A 14,558-nucleotide genomic window follows, 5' to 3' on the forward strand; every position below is an offset into this window, starting at 1 on the left:
GCCTGAACCCCTTTAAAACACACAGCACCATCCGATTTGTCCGGAGGTGAGGCTATGACCCGAATGAGCACAATTTACAGCAGACTTTCATATGGGACGGGAACCGCGTTGACTGGCTGCGGTGTCTCTGCAAAGGCCCATGCCGAAATAACTAAAGAGGTATCGTGGATGCTGGCCGACAAAGTGGCAGGACTCGGTTTAAGTGACTGGGCAATTATTGTCGGTATCGCATGCACCGTTATCACCTGCGGCGTGAACTGGTATTACCGACGAAAAGAGCGGGAGGACCGTCTTAATGGCTATGTCAACAAAGCTGAGGAATAGCGTTATTGCGGCGGTACCGCTTGGCGCTATCGCTATCGCTTCCGCGCTTATCACTGGCCCGACCGGTAATGATGGTCTGGAGGGTGTGCGCTATCAGCCTTATCAGGATGTGGTAAATAAGTGGACAGTCTGTTACGGGCATACAGGCCGCGACATCATGCTTGGGAAAACCTACACCGAGGCGGAGTGCCGTATTCTTCTCAGAAAAGACCTGAATACTGTGGCGCGCCAGATTGACCCTTACATCAAGGTTCCTATCCCGGCAACAATGCGCGGGGCGCTTTATTCGTTCGCGTACAACGTCGGCGCTGGCAACTTCAAAACCTCTACGCTGTTACGCAAAATCAACCTGGGCGATACGAAAGGCGCATGTGATCATCTTCGCGTCTGGATTTACGCCGGGAAGAAGAAGTGGGTGGGGCTGATGACACGCCGTGAGATTGAGCGTGAAGTGTGTATGTGGGGGCTGGAGTGAATGTGATTTGCTTCTTCATCGCCGCCCTGCTTGCCTTTCATGGCAATGATGCGTGGCCGTGGTTTCTGGCTGTTGGGGTGATTATGTCATGAGCCGTATAACCGCCATTATTGGCTCGGCGATTTTGTTGGTGGTCGTCGTAATCATTGCGGTGCTCAGTGTACTGCTGGTGCGCAGCAACGCCGCGCTGAACACATCCGAGAGTGACAACCGGGTACTTCGCAGCGACAACGCATTACAGGCGACGGTAATAACCACGCAGGCTTTCAACTTCAACCGGTTTAACCTGGTAGCGGAGAACGCCAGTCGCATGAACTCGCTGATAGATGCTGGTACCGAGAAAACTGTCATCGAATACCGGGAGATTCTCCAACGTGAAAAGACCTGTGATCTGCCTGTTCCTGCTGATGTCGCTGGTGGGCTGCTCAACTACGCGAACCGTTTACGTGCCAGCGCAATGCACACCGATACCGGGAACGCTGACGCAGCCGGTGATAGCGCCGCTGCCGCCAGCTCAATAACGTATTGCCAGGCAGTGCTGTGGATTAATCCGCTACTGGCAGCTATTGAGAAGGCCAATAACCAGTTGGGGGGGATCCGCGACATCGAACAGCAACGCCAACAACCAACTCAAAAGGTAAAGCAATGAACGAAGCAAAACCGCAGGACGGCAGTACCGTTAAGGGGTATCGATCCCTGACCGCCGACGATATCGCGCAAATGAATGGTCTGAAAGAGATTAGCCGTAATTTTTGCGAAACTCTCGACCTTGAACGCACGCACCTCTCTCTGGAGGTTGTAGAGAGTGGCAGCCAGGCTGAAAAAGAGCGTGCAGAAGCTCTGCGTTGTCTGGCGATTGCCCGCACCAAAATGCAGGAAGCCTGCATGTGGGCATGCCGTGCAGTCGCCCGCCCTGACGCCGACTGCTGATTAAATGGTGTATTTATTTTTGATTACTCTCCTGTCGCTATGGCTCTGGCGACCGCTGGAGAAACCGAAATGGCGTGAATCCGGTTCAGCCATCTCAACGCTGGTGATCATCACCGAGCATCCGGCACGCAGCAAGGGGCTGCGCTGAGATAAGAGCCATATGCATTACAGAAGCTCTTCACTGAGGGTGAGGGGCTTCGATAATGTCAATGCGAGGATCCGAACATGATTAAGACAGGAATCATAACAGCAAAGGTTTCCATCCGTCCTTACATGAAGCCTTTGCTTATCCTCTCAGGTGTATTGCACTGGGACTGGTTAACCAATAAGTGCTTTAAGGTGGAAGTGGTTAGCGGCAACACCGCCACCCTGGAATCGAAATAGTGGTGTAACGAATGAGCAAACCGGACTGGGTGGCATCCGGTGCTGGCCCAGCGAACCGGGCAACTAGTACCCTCGCAATAGCGGGGCTTTTTAACAACTGAGGAATGAGCATGACTGTAGTTCTTACGGCAAAACAGATTGAAGAACTGGCAACCTTTGCGAAAGAAGATGGCCAGCCACAATACACCATCACCACCGGGACCATCCCTGAGTTCGAAGCTGAGGATGGTGAGATTATCCCTGAATACACCGGGCTGATCGCCTATTCAGATTCGCTGGCGCACGGTGTGTTGCAGCTCGGCGAATAATGGCATTACAGCAGGCATTCACTGAGTGCCTGCAACAATTCCAATAATTCCATAAAACATTCCAAATAACTCCAAAAAATATAATTAAATCACAGTGTTGAAAAATAATTAGTTAACCTCAATGTATATATGGTGAGGCGATGAATTGAGGATTTACTGATGGGAAAATGGACTGAAGAAGATATTCAGGCAGTTTGGGAGAAGGCTGATACTGCCTCTAACAATGACAAAGATAAATGGCGCAAAGACCAGTGTGGAGCTTGGATCAGCCGTGATAAATATGGTGACCGTAACAGTGTGTACGGTTGGGAAATCGATCATATTAAGACAGTTTCGAATAATGGGACTGACGAGTTAAGTAATTTACGCCCACTGCAGTGGGAAAATAATGCAGCGCGTGGAGATGGCCGTTTGGTAACAACTGTTACCGCTAAAGGGGTCAATAATATTCGCGTATCTGATACAGATAAAGCGGTTTAACACTAGTAAGCCTCACACCGGCCTCGCAATAGCGGGGCTTTTTTATGCGTCTCGCACGCGCACATCAAAGAGAGTCTTTCAGTAGTGAGCCTGGGCAATCCGTTTGCTCTCGGGCGATATTGCCGTGCGACAGGCTCACACCTAAAAGGAAAAAACCATGTCTAAGACATATCAAATTTGTGAAGTAGCGGTAATGGTTCCACCGCTTGGAGCAATATCCAATGATGGATTCGGAAATCAGGTTAAACATGGCGAGAAATTCCGCGTGCATCTGTATGCCGTGAAACCTGATTGGCATTCTGGTAGCAACTTTGAAGGGTTTATCGTTGGGTGGTTTACGCGTGAAGGTTATAGCGACACGCAACACAAGAGTAGCCAAAAAATCATGATGCCTGATGGTTTTAAACTGATTGCTCTAAGTGTTGACGAGTACGGATTGCCAAAATCATGGGATAGCTTGCCAGTTTATTTCACTGGTGGTTACATCGACCAGAAGGATGGCGATGGCACTGTAAGAGTAAAAATTGGGAAGATTAATGGTGTAGAACCTTTCGTTCCCCAAGTAGCCGCTACGGTATTTATTAATGATGCATTCATCTCAGACCCTACGCCCCAGCAGCCTGCGGCTGATTCCTCGCATTCCGTTTCAATCAACATTGAAGGCATTCTGAAGAACGTGATGGAAAACACAGCTAGAGTTGCGGCAAAGCAGACAGAAGCAATGGATGCCTTTGAGAAGGCTGTCCGCAAGACCATTCACAAAGAGTGCCTGCCCGGTGGCCTAATCTGGCATCAGCGCTGCCGCTGACGGGAGAGTTTATGCAGGTCACAATTGATGGAGTGGATTACTCCCCGGCCAGCAACGCCTCTTCTCGAATCGGCATAGCCATTTCAACGCATAATCGCGCAGAAGTACTGAAACGAGCACTCGAACAGCACATGAGGCATCTTCCCGCCAGCGCGCTGGTGGTGGTAGTCGATGATGGTTCAAAACCTGCAGCGGTAGTTCCCCACGGCGTGCAGCTGCTTCGCCATGAAACATCACTCGGCATTGTTGCTTCGAAGAACGCCAGCCTATCAGCCCTGATGGATGCCGGGTGCGAGCATATTTTCCTGTGGGACGATGATGCCTGGCCCATCGCTGATAACTGGCATCTGCCTTATATCGAATCACCAGAGCCGCACCTCGCTTACCAGTTTCTCGATCTGGCTGGCCGCAATAAGCTGAATGACCTTTCGGTGCTTTACCGTGACGATCAGCATGTGGCGTATACCGGGCAGCGCGGCGTGATGTTGTATTACCACCGCAGCGCCATCGAGAAGGTGGGCGGATTCGACCCGGTGTACGGTCGCGGCATGTACGAACACAGCGACCTCGCCCTGCGCATCCATAATGCTGGCCTGACGACGTGGGCTTACGGTGATGTGGTTGGTTCAGAAAACCTGATCCATTCTCTCGATGAGCATGAGGCTGTGGAGCGTTCGGTGCCGAGGCCAGACCGCCAGACGCTGGTGGAACGTAACGTGAAGATCCACAACGAACGGCGTGATGCCGGGTTTACTGGTTACGTTGAATACCGCCAGCAGCGCGACGTGGTTATCACAGCGCTTCTCACCAGTCAGCTGGACCCGCAGCGCGGTACGAAAATGGCGGCCGCACCTGACATGCTGACCAAGTGGGCTGTCTCGCTTCGAAATTGTGGCCGTATCGCGCTGGTGGATGAACTGCAGACAGCACCGGCAGACGTTGAGCTTTATCGCGTTCCTGACGTGAAGATGAATGTCTACTTCCGGCGCTGGCTGCACATCTGGCAGCACCTGCGTGATCACCCTGAATACCGGTTCGTCTGGTGTACCGATGGTACGGATGTCGAAATGCTCCGCGCACCGTGGGAGGAAATGCAGCCTGGTAAGGTTTATCTCGGCTCAGAACCGAAGACCTACGCCGACACCTGGGCAAAGCAGAATCATCCGGAGCGCATCTATCAGGAATTCATTGAAGCGCACCGCAACGATGTGATGCTTAACGCTGGTCTGCTGGGTGGCACCCGCGCTGATGTAATGGCGTTCGCCCACGGCATTATCCGCCTTTACTACCGGATCGAGAGTTATCGTTTCTGGAAGAAAGAACAGGCCGGTGCCGCGGTGGGGGATATGATCGCTTTTGGCATCGTTGCACAGTCATTTGCCGACAGGCTTGTCACTGGCCCTCTGGTGCACACAGTGTTCAAAACTGACGGCATCGGTAAGGAGGGCGCATGGTGGAAACACAAGTGAAGTTTGTTGTGGTTGGACACCATACCCGCTTTGCTTCAGCAGCATTGCTGGCAGGTGAGCTTGGTGCCCACATCCTTATTGATGAAGGTAATAACGGCGCTAACTGGAATCACAGGCGCGCGCTTGAATGGGCTTCAAAGCAGGATTGTCGGGTTGTAATCATCGAAGATGATGCGTTGCCGCTGTCCGAATCGGCTGATAATTTCCGCAAATGGATAGAAGAATATCCAGATCATCTAATCAGTTTTTATCTCGGCACTGGCCGACCACCTCAGTATCAGATGCAGATAGCAGAACGGTTGATAGCGGCCGACAAAGCGCGGGCCAATTACATTACGCTGCCGCGACTGATTCACGGCGTCTGTTATAGCGTGCCGCCACACCACCTTGAACGGGTGCTGTCGCGATGGGACAGCCACAAGCCTGCTGACTATGCCGTTGGTGATGCATATGGCGGCGAGGTGATTTACCCGTGTTATTCGCTGGTTGATCATGCAGACGGAGAGCCGGTAGAGCGCCATCCTGACTTAACACCCAGAACAGAGCGCCGCCGAGCGTGGCGATTGGCAATATTTCCAGTAATGAGGTTGTGATGCCACGAACAGAGTGCCGACGCGCCAGGAGGTTACATGTCTAAGCTCACAACGTTAAAGCCACGCCTGAAAGCCATTGATACGCGTCGTATAAAGCCGGTTTCCGGTGAGCAGCGCCGCATAAGTGGAAGTGCAAGGGTGAGTTTGAAGCGTCGAATCTATGCGCGTGATGGTGGTCGCTGCTGTATGTGTAATCGGGTTGTCGATCTTACTGACAGCGAACTGGACCACCGCATCGCGCTTCAGTTCGGAGGCGATAACTCAGAGCGGAACCTGTGGACACTCTGCACTGAATGTCACGCAGGCAAGTCAGCGCGTGAAGTGGCCTCCGGACAGCCTGACGAGCAAGCCCTGCACCATGATGTGCCTGAAGGTAATCGTGGAGCTGGTTTTGTAGGACTCTGAAGCCTGCCAACCCCCGGGGGGGGTATCATCCAGAGTAAACATCGACCGCCCTGGACACCGCCCCCTCTCTCACGCACAGAAAAAATTCCCCTCTGGAGGGTGTAAACATGTTAACAGCGCAAAAGCGGAAATTCGCCGTCGCGCTGATGTCCGGTATGTCTCAAAAAGATGCGGCAATAAAAGCGGGATACTCTGAGAAATCCGCACGGTCAAAGGGTTCGCAGCTTGCAAAAGACCCGGAGGTCATCGCGTTTATTGAACGTAAAAAAAAGGAAGTGATCGAGACAGACGACGTACCGACCTACCGCCAGAATGTTTATACCCCAGCGGTAAACAACAATGAGAAAAATAAGGCAGCGACACCCCCGCTGGAGGCGCCACCTGTTAGCGGCAGTTTCGACGACCCGCTCAAGTTTCTGATGGCAGTGATGAATGATGCCACCGAAGAAATTGACGTCAGGAAGGATGCCGCAAAAGCGATGCTTCCCTATATCCACCCCAAAAAGGGCGAGACCGGGAAAAAAGACGCGCGCAATGCCGCTGCGAAGGTGGCCGCCGGTGCCAGTAAATTCGGCGCCATGGCACCGCCAAAGCTCGTGGTAAATAACAAGGGGTAAATCATGGCGCAGTGGACTACAGCCTGCACAGACTGGGAATCACGCCTGGTGGCTGGCGAATCAATCATTCCTCCGCCGATTTTTCCCGACCAGGCAGAGCAGGCGCTCGGGATATTCCGTGAATTGCGGGTTTCTGACCTGCCCGGGAAGCCAACATTCGGCGAGTGTTCTGAAGGGTGGGTTTTCGACTTTGTAAAAGCAATTTTCGGCGGCTATGACGCTGAAACGGGTAATCAGTTGATCCGTGAGTACGGCCTGCTGATATCCAAGAAGAACACCAAATCGACCATCGCGGCAGGCATTATGCTGACCGCACTAATCCTCTGCTGGCGAGAGGATGAAGAACATCTGATTCTGGCGCCGACAAAGGAGGTAGCGGATAACAGCTTTAAACCTGCCGCAGGCATGATACGGGCTGACGATGAGCTGACCGATATGTTCCAGATTCAGGATCATATTCGCACCATCACCCACAGGGTGACACGCAATACCCTGAAGGTTGTGGCCGCCGATACGGATACCGTATCGGGTAAAAAGTCGGGCCGCATTCTGGTGGACGAACTCTGGTTGTTCGGAAAGCGCGCCAATGCTGAAGCGATGTTCATGGAAGCGCTGGGCGGACAGGTATCTCGTAACGAGGGGTGGGTGATATTCCTTACCACTCAGAGCGATGAGCCGCCCGCCGGCGTATTCAAGGAGCGGCTGGATTACTGGCGCAGCGTGCGGGACGGCAAAATAAGCGACCCCAAAACGCTGGGTGTTCTTTACGAGTTCCCGGAACGGATGGTGGAAGGCAAGGCCTACCTCGAGTCAGAAAATTTCTATATCACCAACCCGAATATCGGGCGGTCGGTCAGCTCAGAGTGGATAGCTGACCAGCTTCGAAAAAACCAGGCCAAAACGGACGGCACGCTGCAGCAGTTCCTGGCAAAACACCTGAATATTGAGATTGGGCTGAACCTGCGCAGCGACCGCTGGGCGGGTGTCGATTTCTGGGAGCAACAGGCAAGGCGCGTCACTTTTGAGGATATTCTTCGTCGTTCCGAGGTGGTCACCGTCGGTATTGATGGCGGTGGTCTCGATGACCTTCTGGGCCTGTCTGTTATCGGGCGCGATCGCGAAACTCGCGAGTGGTTGTGCTGGTGTCATGCCTGGGCGCATACCATCGCACTGGAAAGGCGCAAAAGTGAAATTTCAAAATTGAAAGATTTTGAGAGGGCTGGTGACCTGACGATCGTTAAGCGGGTCGGTGAGGATATTGAGCAGGTTGCAGACTATGTCAGCCGAATTTATGAAGCAGAACTGCTGGATAAAATCGGTATTGACCCCTCTGAAGTCGGGCAAATTCTTGACGCGCTCAGCGAGGCCGGCATTCCTGATGAGGCTGTGACGGGTGTCAGCCAGGGCTGGAAGCTCGGCGGTGCTATTAAAACTACTGAGCGCAAGCTCGCTGAAGGTGTTCTGCTTCACGGTGGACAGCCTCTTATGGCCTGGTGCGTCGGTAACGCACGCGTTGAACCGCGAGGTAACGCCATACTTATCACCAAACAGGCCAGCGGTAAGGGGAAAATTGATCCCCTGATGGCGACATTCAACGCCGTAACGTTAATGGCGCTGAACCCCGAACCGGTCAAAAAAGACTACCAGGTATTTTTCGTTTAACACACACGTCAGTTAATGACCCGCGCATGCGGGTTTTTTCATTTCTGGAGGACAGCAAATGACGCTTAAACGCGCCTGCACCCTCATGACGGTGAAGTCAGTAAATGAGGATGAACGGATTATCACCGGCATCGCCTCAACGCCTTCTCCCGATCGTGACGGTGACATCATGGAGCCAGAGGGGGCGAAATTCCGCAGCGACACGCCGTTCCTCTGGCAGCACGACCGCTCCCAGCCTATTGGCACCTGCACGCCCGAAATGGTGAAAGAGGGGTTGCAAATCACAGCAAAGCTCGTGAAACCAACCTCCGACATGCCATCACAGCTGATCGCGCGTCTTGATGAAGCCTGGGCTTCGATTAAGGCGGGGCTGGTACGAGGCCTGTCGATTGGGTTCCGACCAATTGAGTATTCCTTCCTGGATGAAGGCGGTATTCGCTTTTTGTCCTGGGACCTGCTTGAGGTCTCGGCGGTGACCATTCCGGCCAATGCCGAATGCTCCATCCAGACCGTTAAATCTTTCGACCGCCAGTTTCTCGCCGCGTCAGGCAATGAGAAACCGGTAGTGAAAACCTCTAAAACCGCTGGCGCTACAGCACTTAAAACCAAAAAAGGAAACAATTCGATGAATATCGCAGAACAAATCAAGAGCTTTGAAGCGAAGCGTGCAGCGCTGGCCGCATCACTCGATGAAGTGATGTCAAAGGCGGCTGAAGAGGGGCGCACCCTGGACGCTGGAGAAGAAGAGAGCTACGACAACACGTCCGCAGAAATTAAATCCGTTGATGCGCACCTCAAGCGACTACGCGACATGGAAAGCAATCTGGCATCAACGGCAAAGCCGGTATCTAAAGCAGCCAGTGGCGAAGTCACCACCGTTAAAGCAAACGCACCGGGGATCATTCGCGTTGAGCAAAATCTGGAGAAAGGCATCGCCTTTGCCCGTTTTGCCAAAGCACTGGCGGCGGCAAACGGCAGCCGTTCTGAAGCGCTGGAAATTGCACGTAAGCAGTACCCGGATGATGCAAAACTTCACCATGTGCTGAAAGCCGCTGTTGGTGCTGGTACAACGACCGATCCTCAGTGGGCTGGTGCGCTGGTGGAGTATCAGGAATATGCAAATGATTTTGTTGAATTCCTTCGCCCGCAGACCATTATCGGTCGTTTCGGTCAGGGTGGTATTCCAGCCCTGCGCCAGGTCCCGTTCAATATCCGCATTCCGGCACAAACTTCCGGCGGATCTGCAAACTGGGTAGGTCAGGGTAAGGCCAAGCCGCTGACCAAATTCGACTTTGAGTCCATCACGTTCAGCTTCGCCAAAGTCGCAGCCATTGCGGTGCTGACTGATGAGCTGATCCGGTTCTCCAATCCGGCAGCTGACGCACTGGTGCGTAATGCGCTGGCAGAAGCGGTCATTGCACGCCTGGATACTGACTTCATTAACCCGGCGAAAGCCGAAGTTGCTAACGTCTCTCCGGCCTCAATTACCAACGGTATTGTGGCTGTTCCATCCACCGGCGATCCGGATGCAGATGCTGAAGCGGCATTCGCTCAGTTTGTCTCCAATAACCTTCAGCCAACTGGCGGTGTATGGATCATGTCCAGCACTAATGCGCTGGCGCTGTCCATGAAGAAAAATGCACTGGGCCAGAAAATGTATCCGGAAATGACCCTGCTTGGCGGCACATTCCAGGGGCTTCCGGCTATCGTTTCCCAGTACGCCGGAAGCAATCTGACCCTGCTGAACGCACCGGATATCTATCTGGCTGACGACGGTGGTGTGGCGGTGGATATGTCACGTGAAGCCTCTCTGGAAATGGAAAGCGATCCTACTGGCGACAGCGTCAGCCCAACCGGAACGGAGCTGGTTTCCATGTTCCAGACGAACAGCGTGGCTATCCGTGCCGAGCGCTGGATCAACTGGAAGCGTCGCCGCACGGCAGCGGTGGCGGTTATTTCTGGTGTGAACTACGGCTCTAACCAGGGAAGCTAATCGCGGAAGGAGGGCGGGGGGAAGCCCCGCCATGTTGCATGGCAAAAATCAGATATCTGCAACGCACTCATGACTCAGTTACGGGAGACGTAAAAACCGTGGACGATCGGTGCGCAAAGGTGCTGGTTCTGCTCGGTAAGGCTGAATATTTCACCGAGGTAAATACCAGAGTGAGGAAGAATAAGCGTAAAGCGGAGAACGGCTAATGTGGAATCCTTTCCGAAAAAATGAGGGGCAAGTCAAAAATCTACAGCAGCCTGTCAGCCGTGGCGGCTGGACGCCAATGTTCAGTTATGTCCATGAACCCTACGCCGGGGCCTGGCAGCAGAACATGGAAATTAAGCCCAAAACGGTTCTCTCCTATTATGCTGTGTTTTCCTGCATATCTCTGATCGCAAGTGATATCTCTAAAATGCCTCCGCGCCTGATGAAACAGGATTCAAATGGCGTTCGGCGGGAAATTAAAACCGGGAAGATAGCCGCGCTGTATTCCAGGCCAAATACCTTTCAGAACCGCATCCAGTTCTTTGAGCACTGGCTGAATTCCAAGCTGTGCGAAGGTAATACCGTTGCGCTCAAGATCCGGAATAATCGCGGTGAGATAACTGAGCTGAGGTTGCTGGACTGGGACAAAGTTACGCCGCTGGTAGCTGATGATGGCTCGGTCTTCTACCAGATCAATCCGGATAACATGGCAGGTATTGAATCATCTGTGACAGTGCCGGCACGAGAGGTTATTCACGATCGGTTCAACTGTCTGTTCCATCCCCTTATTGGTCTTTCCCCGATTTATGCGGCTGGTCTGGCTGCTATGCAGGGTCACCATATTCAGGAAAGCTCAGCGTACTTTTTCCGCAATGGCGGGAAACCCAGCGGTGTTATCGAGGTTCCGGGCTCGATTACGGAAGAGAACGCCAGGAAGATAAAAGAAAACTGGGACACTGGCTATACCGGAGAAAATGCGGGTAAAACCGCCATTCTGAGTAATGGCGCGAAATATGTTCCCCGTACGGTCTCAGCTGCTGATGCGCAGACCGTCGAACAACTCCGCATGACCGCGCAGATTGTCTGTTCCGTGTTTCACGTACCGGCTTATAAGGTTGGCATCGGTGAACTACCAACACATGACAACATCGAAGCGCAGGATCAGCAGTATTACTCTCAGTGCCTTCAGTCCCTGATTGAGTCCATCGAATTATTACTGGATGAAGCGTTTGAACTTGAGGCTGATACGGGAACTGAGTTTGACGTGAATGCACTGCTGCGTATGGACAGCGAACGTCGCATCAAATCCCTGGGCGACGGGGTGAAAAACACCATCCTTACACCAAACGAAGCACGGAGAATTGAGAATCTTCCTCCGCTGGCCGGTGGCGACTCTCTTTACCTTCAACAGCAGAACTTCAGCCTTGCGGCGCTGGCGCGCCGTGATGCTTCGGATGATCCGTTTGGTAAAAACAGTTCGTCCCAGTCATCAGTCTCACCGAATGAAGGAAAGGCTTTAACCGACGCTGAGCAATCGGCGGCCAAAGCCATGATCAGAGGATTTCTTACCAAATGAATGAACGCGAACTATCCCTGATAAAGGTGCTGGGCGAGGAATTTGGTCAGGTCCTCGCTGAAATGCGTGACAGCTTCAATAAAGGTCTTAAGGCGCAGCGAGTAGAGTATGAAGAAAAGCTATCCCTACTCGCAAAGCAGGTTGAAGAAATCTGTTCTACGCCTGCCCCCGATTTTCCGGGAATGGTAAAGGCAGCAATTGCTGAATTACCAGTACCGTCAGCGCCGGAACTGCCTGATATTGCCGCGATGGTCAGCGAGGCGGTAGCAGCCATTCCAGTGCCGCAGAACGGTAAAAGTATCACCCCTGAGGACGTCCGGCCGATGATTCAGGAGATGGTCAGCAAGGCAGTATCTGAGATACCTGCTCCGAAGGATGGGAAAGACGTTGAGCCCGCCACGCTTAAACAGGCAGTTGAAGAGGCTGTCAGCGAGGCGGTAGCAGCCATTCCTGTGCCGCAGGACGGTAAAAGTGTCACAACTGAAGATGTCCAGCCGATGATTCAGGAGATGGTTTCCGCATCCATGCCGGAGCTGCCAGATGTGAAATCGCTGGTGAATGAGGCGATTGCAGCTCTGCCCGCAGCAGAGCCGGGTAAAGATGGAGAAAATGGCCGGGACGCCCTGTCACTGGAGATTCTACCTTTCATTGATGAGGGGAAAAGCTACCCACGTGGCAGCTATGCAACGCATAACGGTGGCCTGTGGCGCGCTTACGAGAAAACCAATGGTATGCGTGGCTGGGAGTGTTTTGTTGATGGTGTGGCGGGTATTGATATCCAACAATCTGAGCAGCGTTGCTTCACCCTGACGGTTAACCGCACCAGTGGCGCCAGCGAAACCAAATCCTTTGACGTGCCTGTGATGATTTATCAGGGCGTATTCAAATCCGGTCAGGAATATCTGCCTGGCGACACGGTTACATGGGGCGGTTCGCTATGGCACTGCGACGAGCAGACCCAGGACAAGCCGGGTGAGGCAGGGTCGAAAGGCTGGACCCTTGCAGCCAAGCGTGGCCGCGACGGGAGGGGTAACACATGATTGAACTTGTGACACTGGATGAGATTAAGGAACACCTGCACGTTGATCATGATGCTGACGACGGCCCACTTAAGGAAAAAATACAGGAAGCCAGTTCGGTGTTGCTGGCTTTTATCCAGGGAAGCCGGGACAAGGTCGTTGATGAGACAGGAAAGTTAATAGAGGGTGAGGCGCTCAGTCGGATGAAAGCCGCTACGATGCGTCTGGTGGGCATGTTGTACCGAAATCCTGACCTAGCTGACAAGGAAGATTTACTTCATGGAGAGCTTCCTTTCTCTGTGTCGTTTTTAATTCATGATCTCCGACTTCCGACAATTATTTGAGGGCATTCATGGCTATATCCGCTGGTAAGCTCATACAAATTATTGTAATACAAAACCCCGTACATATTCGTGACGCATCAGGCCAGCCAGTTCAAACATGGGTGGATGGTGAAACCATCCGCGCAGATATCAGAGGCCGGAGCGGAAGAGAATTAATGGCAGCAGGCGCCGAAATTGCCTTGGCTGATGTCAGGGTATGGGTTCGCGGAAAATCGGGAGAAAAAATAACGGCAGCATCCAGGATAAAGGTCCTGAGTGGACCATACCGAGGCAAAATACTTAACGTTATAGGCCCGCCTATCCCCGATGAAAAGGGGGAGCGTCTTGAGATATTGTGCAAGCTGGGGGCTGAAAAATGATTGAGACGAGCCTTGATTTTTCCGGGTTAAATGATATCGCAAAGGACCTGGGGGCGCTTAGCCGCGCTGAGAACAACAAGGTTCTGCGTGATGCCACGCGCGCCGGGGCCGAAGTGCTTAAGGAAGAAGTGATCGCACGCGCGCCAGTGCGTACCGGGAAACTGAAAAAAAACGTGGTGGTGCTGACCCAAAAAAGCCGCCGCCGCGGGGAAATTTCTTCAGGCGTTCATATCCGTGGGCGCAACATGCGAACCGGTAATAGCGACAACACCATGAAAGCCAGCGACCCGCGAAATGCGTTTTACTGGCGCTTTGTTGAAATGGGTACCATTAACATGCCACCGCATCCTTTCATTCGTCCCGCGTTCGATGTTCGCCAGGAGCAGGCGACAGAGGTCGCTATCAGGCGCATGAACCAGGCCATTGACGAGGCATTAAGCAAATGACGGAAGACGATCTCTATCCTCTGCTGAAGCCGCTGGCCGGAGGGCGGGTTTATCCCTACGTTGCACCGCTCGGCAGTGACGGGAAGCCTTCAGTCTCTCCGCCTTGGGTAATTTTCTCGATTATTACCGACGTGGCCGCTGATGTTCTCTGTGGACAGGCAGAATCTGCCGTTTCGGTGCAGGTCGATGTTTATTCCAGCACCATCACTGAAGCGCGCACGATCAGGAATCTGGCGCTTGATGCCCTGCAGGTGCTGAAGCCGGAAAGCATTGTTAAAACGCCAGGCTATGAGCCTGATCTGCGCTATCACCGGGCAACGCTCGAATTTCAGGTAACCGTTTAACCTTACCCACCATAACAGACCGCTTCGGCGGTATTTT

Annotated in this window: 20 protein-coding genes; all 20 read left to right on the plus strand. The window is 52.9% G+C overall.

From position 1 onward, the window contains the following. The first annotated feature begins 54 nt into the window (after positions 1–54). The 20 genes from HII27_RS20960 (at position 55) to gp17 (ending at position 14,521) form a co-directional block, all read left to right on the plus strand. Complete coding sequence (locus HII27_RS20960) at positions 55–324, plus strand: HP1 family phage holin (protein ID WP_115073978.1); 270 nt, start codon at positions 55–57, stop codon at positions 322–324. Then, positions 296–799, plus strand: a complete 504-nt coding sequence (locus tag HII27_RS20965) for a lysozyme (protein WP_317983861.1) — start codon at positions 296–298, stop codon at positions 797–799. The genes HII27_RS20960 and HII27_RS20965 overlap by 29 nt, the downstream gene beginning before the upstream one ends. An 88-nt stretch (positions 800–887) precedes the next feature. Then, positions 888–1,448, plus strand: coding sequence for a hypothetical protein (locus HII27_RS20970; protein ID WP_185669372.1), 561 nt, complete (start codon positions 888–890; stop codon positions 1,446–1,448). Beyond that, complete coding sequence (locus HII27_RS20975) at positions 1,445–1,729, plus strand: Acb2/Tad1 domain-containing protein (RefSeq protein WP_185669373.1); 285 nt, start codon at positions 1,445–1,447, stop codon at positions 1,727–1,729. The genes HII27_RS20970 and HII27_RS20975 overlap by 4 nt, the downstream gene beginning before the upstream one ends. Positions 1,730–1,748: 19 nt before the next feature. Next, on the plus strand, positions 1,749–1,877 hold the full coding sequence (locus HII27_RS27375; protein ID WP_263407173.1) for a hypothetical protein: 129 nt from the start codon (positions 1,749–1,751) through the stop codon (positions 1,875–1,877). A 346-nt stretch (positions 1,878–2,223) separates the two neighbouring features. Beyond that, positions 2,224–2,421 (plus strand): hypothetical protein, encoded by a 198-nt coding sequence (locus tag HII27_RS20980; RefSeq protein ID WP_185669374.1) that lies wholly within the window; start codon positions 2,224–2,226, stop codon positions 2,419–2,421. Positions 2,422–2,580: 159 nt separating this feature from the next. Further along, positions 2,581–2,901 carry an HNH endonuclease signature motif containing protein gene (locus tag HII27_RS20985; RefSeq protein ID WP_185669375.1) on the plus strand — a complete coding sequence of 107 codons (321 nt, stop codon included), beginning with the start codon at positions 2,581–2,583 and terminating at the stop codon, positions 2,899–2,901. A gap of 157 nt (positions 2,902–3,058) precedes the next feature. Further along, positions 3,059–3,709, plus strand: coding sequence for a hypothetical protein (locus HII27_RS20990; RefSeq protein ID WP_185669376.1), 651 nt, complete (start codon positions 3,059–3,061; stop codon positions 3,707–3,709). Positions 3,710–3,720: 11 nt separating this feature from the next. Beyond that, on the plus strand, positions 3,721–5,178 hold the full coding sequence (locus HII27_RS20995) for a glycosyltransferase family 2 protein (RefSeq protein WP_185669377.1): 1,458 nt from the start codon (positions 3,721–3,723) through the stop codon (positions 5,176–5,178). Beyond that, positions 5,160–5,771: a hypothetical protein gene (locus tag HII27_RS21000; protein ID WP_185669378.1), complete on the plus strand. Its 612-nt coding sequence runs from the start codon at positions 5,160–5,162 to the stop codon at positions 5,769–5,771. The genes HII27_RS20995 and HII27_RS21000 overlap by 19 nt, the downstream gene beginning before the upstream one ends. A gap of 36 nt (positions 5,772–5,807) precedes the next feature. After that, the gene (locus HII27_RS21005; RefSeq protein ID WP_185669379.1) at positions 5,808–6,176 is read left to right on the plus strand and encodes an HNH endonuclease; all 369 of its coding nucleotides are present in this window, start codon (positions 5,808–5,810) and stop codon (positions 6,174–6,176) included. 107 nt (positions 6,177–6,283) lie between these two features. After that, entirely contained in the window at positions 6,284–6,793 is a 510-nt protein-coding gene (locus HII27_RS21010) for a terminase small subunit (RefSeq protein WP_185669380.1), read from the plus strand. A gap of 3 nt (positions 6,794–6,796) precedes the next feature. Further along, positions 6,797–8,455: a terminase large subunit gene (locus HII27_RS21015; protein WP_185669381.1), complete on the plus strand. Its 1,659-nt coding sequence runs from the start codon at positions 6,797–6,799 to the stop codon at positions 8,453–8,455. Positions 8,456–8,513: 58 nt separating this feature from the next. After that, the gene (locus HII27_RS21020; RefSeq protein ID WP_185669382.1) at positions 8,514–10,448 is read left to right on the plus strand and encodes a phage major capsid protein; all 1,935 of its coding nucleotides are present in this window, start codon (positions 8,514–8,516) and stop codon (positions 10,446–10,448) included. A 205-nt stretch (positions 10,449–10,653) separates the two neighbouring features. After that, positions 10,654–12,009, plus strand: a complete 1,356-nt coding sequence (locus HII27_RS27240; RefSeq protein WP_223883265.1) for a phage portal protein — start codon at positions 10,654–10,656, stop codon at positions 12,007–12,009. Continuing rightward, positions 12,006–13,049, plus strand: a complete 1,044-nt coding sequence (locus HII27_RS27245; RefSeq protein WP_223883266.1) for a phage gp6-like head-tail connector protein — start codon at positions 12,006–12,008, stop codon at positions 13,047–13,049. The genes HII27_RS27240 and HII27_RS27245 overlap by 4 nt, the downstream gene beginning before the upstream one ends. Continuing rightward, on the plus strand, positions 13,046–13,372 hold the full coding sequence (locus tag HII27_RS21030; protein WP_185669383.1) for a head-tail connector protein: 327 nt from the start codon (positions 13,046–13,048) through the stop codon (positions 13,370–13,372). Before HII27_RS27245 ends, HII27_RS21030 begins: the two co-directional genes overlap by 4 nt. An 8-nt stretch (positions 13,373–13,380) precedes the next feature. Then, complete coding sequence (locus tag HII27_RS21035; protein ID WP_185669384.1) at positions 13,381–13,731, plus strand: phage head closure protein; 351 nt, start codon at positions 13,381–13,383, stop codon at positions 13,729–13,731. Then, complete coding sequence (locus HII27_RS21040; RefSeq protein ID WP_185669385.1) at positions 13,728–14,177, plus strand: HK97-gp10 family putative phage morphogenesis protein; 450 nt, start codon at positions 13,728–13,730, stop codon at positions 14,175–14,177. Before HII27_RS21035 ends, HII27_RS21040 begins: the two co-directional genes overlap by 4 nt. Further along, complete coding sequence (gp17, locus tag HII27_RS21045) at positions 14,174–14,521, plus strand: tail completion protein gp17 (RefSeq protein WP_185669386.1); 348 nt, start codon at positions 14,174–14,176, stop codon at positions 14,519–14,521. The genes HII27_RS21040 and gp17 overlap by 4 nt, the downstream gene beginning before the upstream one ends. Positions 14,522–14,558 lie beyond the last annotated feature (37 nt).

Source organism: Kluyvera sichuanensis (assembly GCF_014218705.1).
Lineage (GTDB): Bacteria > Pseudomonadota > Gammaproteobacteria > Enterobacterales > Enterobacteriaceae > Kluyvera > Kluyvera sichuanensis.

What these genes read in the sequence shown, in the direction of transcription:
- HII27_RS27240 (WP_223883265.1), top strand. Translation starts at nt 10,654, where the DNA reads ATGTGGAATCCTTTCCGAAAAAATGAGGGGCAAGTCAAAAATCTACAG.
- HII27_RS21015 (WP_185669381.1), top strand. Translation starts at nt 6,797, where the DNA reads ATGGCGCAGTGGACTACAGCCTGCACAGACTGGGAATCACGCCTGGTG.
- HII27_RS20975 (WP_185669373.1), top strand. Translation starts at nt 1,445, where the DNA reads ATGAACGAAGCAAAACCGCAGGACGGCAGTACCGTTAAGGGGTATCGA.
- HII27_RS21010 (WP_185669380.1), top strand. Translation starts at nt 6,284, where the DNA reads ATGTTAACAGCGCAAAAGCGGAAATTCGCCGTCGCGCTGATGTCCGGT.
- HII27_RS20980 (WP_185669374.1), top strand. Translation starts at nt 2,224, where the DNA reads ATGACTGTAGTTCTTACGGCAAAACAGATTGAAGAACTGGCAACCTTT.
- HII27_RS27245 (WP_223883266.1), top strand. Translation starts at nt 12,006, where the DNA reads ATGAATGAACGCGAACTATCCCTGATAAAGGTGCTGGGCGAGGAATTT.
- HII27_RS21020 (WP_185669382.1), top strand. Translation starts at nt 8,514, where the DNA reads ATGACGCTTAAACGCGCCTGCACCCTCATGACGGTGAAGTCAGTAAAT.
- HII27_RS20985 (WP_185669375.1), top strand. Translation starts at nt 2,581, where the DNA reads ATGGGAAAATGGACTGAAGAAGATATTCAGGCAGTTTGGGAGAAGGCT.
- HII27_RS20990 (WP_185669376.1), top strand. Translation starts at nt 3,059, where the DNA reads ATGTCTAAGACATATCAAATTTGTGAAGTAGCGGTAATGGTTCCACCG.
- HII27_RS21030 (WP_185669383.1), top strand. Translation starts at nt 13,046, where the DNA reads ATGATTGAACTTGTGACACTGGATGAGATTAAGGAACACCTGCACGTT.
- gp17 (WP_185669386.1), top strand. Translation starts at nt 14,174, where the DNA reads ATGACGGAAGACGATCTCTATCCTCTGCTGAAGCCGCTGGCCGGAGGG.
- HII27_RS20995 (WP_185669377.1), top strand. Translation starts at nt 3,721, where the DNA reads ATGCAGGTCACAATTGATGGAGTGGATTACTCCCCGGCCAGCAACGCC.
- HII27_RS21005 (WP_185669379.1), top strand. Translation starts at nt 5,808, where the DNA reads ATGTCTAAGCTCACAACGTTAAAGCCACGCCTGAAAGCCATTGATACG.
- HII27_RS20960 (WP_115073978.1), top strand. Translation starts at nt 55, where the DNA reads ATGACCCGAATGAGCACAATTTACAGCAGACTTTCATATGGGACGGGA.
- HII27_RS21035 (WP_185669384.1), top strand. Translation starts at nt 13,381, where the DNA reads ATGGCTATATCCGCTGGTAAGCTCATACAAATTATTGTAATACAAAAC.
- HII27_RS21040 (WP_185669385.1), top strand. Translation starts at nt 13,728, where the DNA reads ATGATTGAGACGAGCCTTGATTTTTCCGGGTTAAATGATATCGCAAAG.
- HII27_RS21000 (WP_185669378.1), top strand. Translation starts at nt 5,160, where the DNA reads ATGGTGGAAACACAAGTGAAGTTTGTTGTGGTTGGACACCATACCCGC.
- HII27_RS20965 (WP_317983861.1), top strand. Translation starts at nt 296, where the DNA reads ATGGCTATGTCAACAAAGCTGAGGAATAGCGTTATTGCGGCGGTACCG.
- HII27_RS20970 (WP_185669372.1), top strand. Translation starts at nt 888, where the DNA reads ATGAGCCGTATAACCGCCATTATTGGCTCGGCGATTTTGTTGGTGGTC.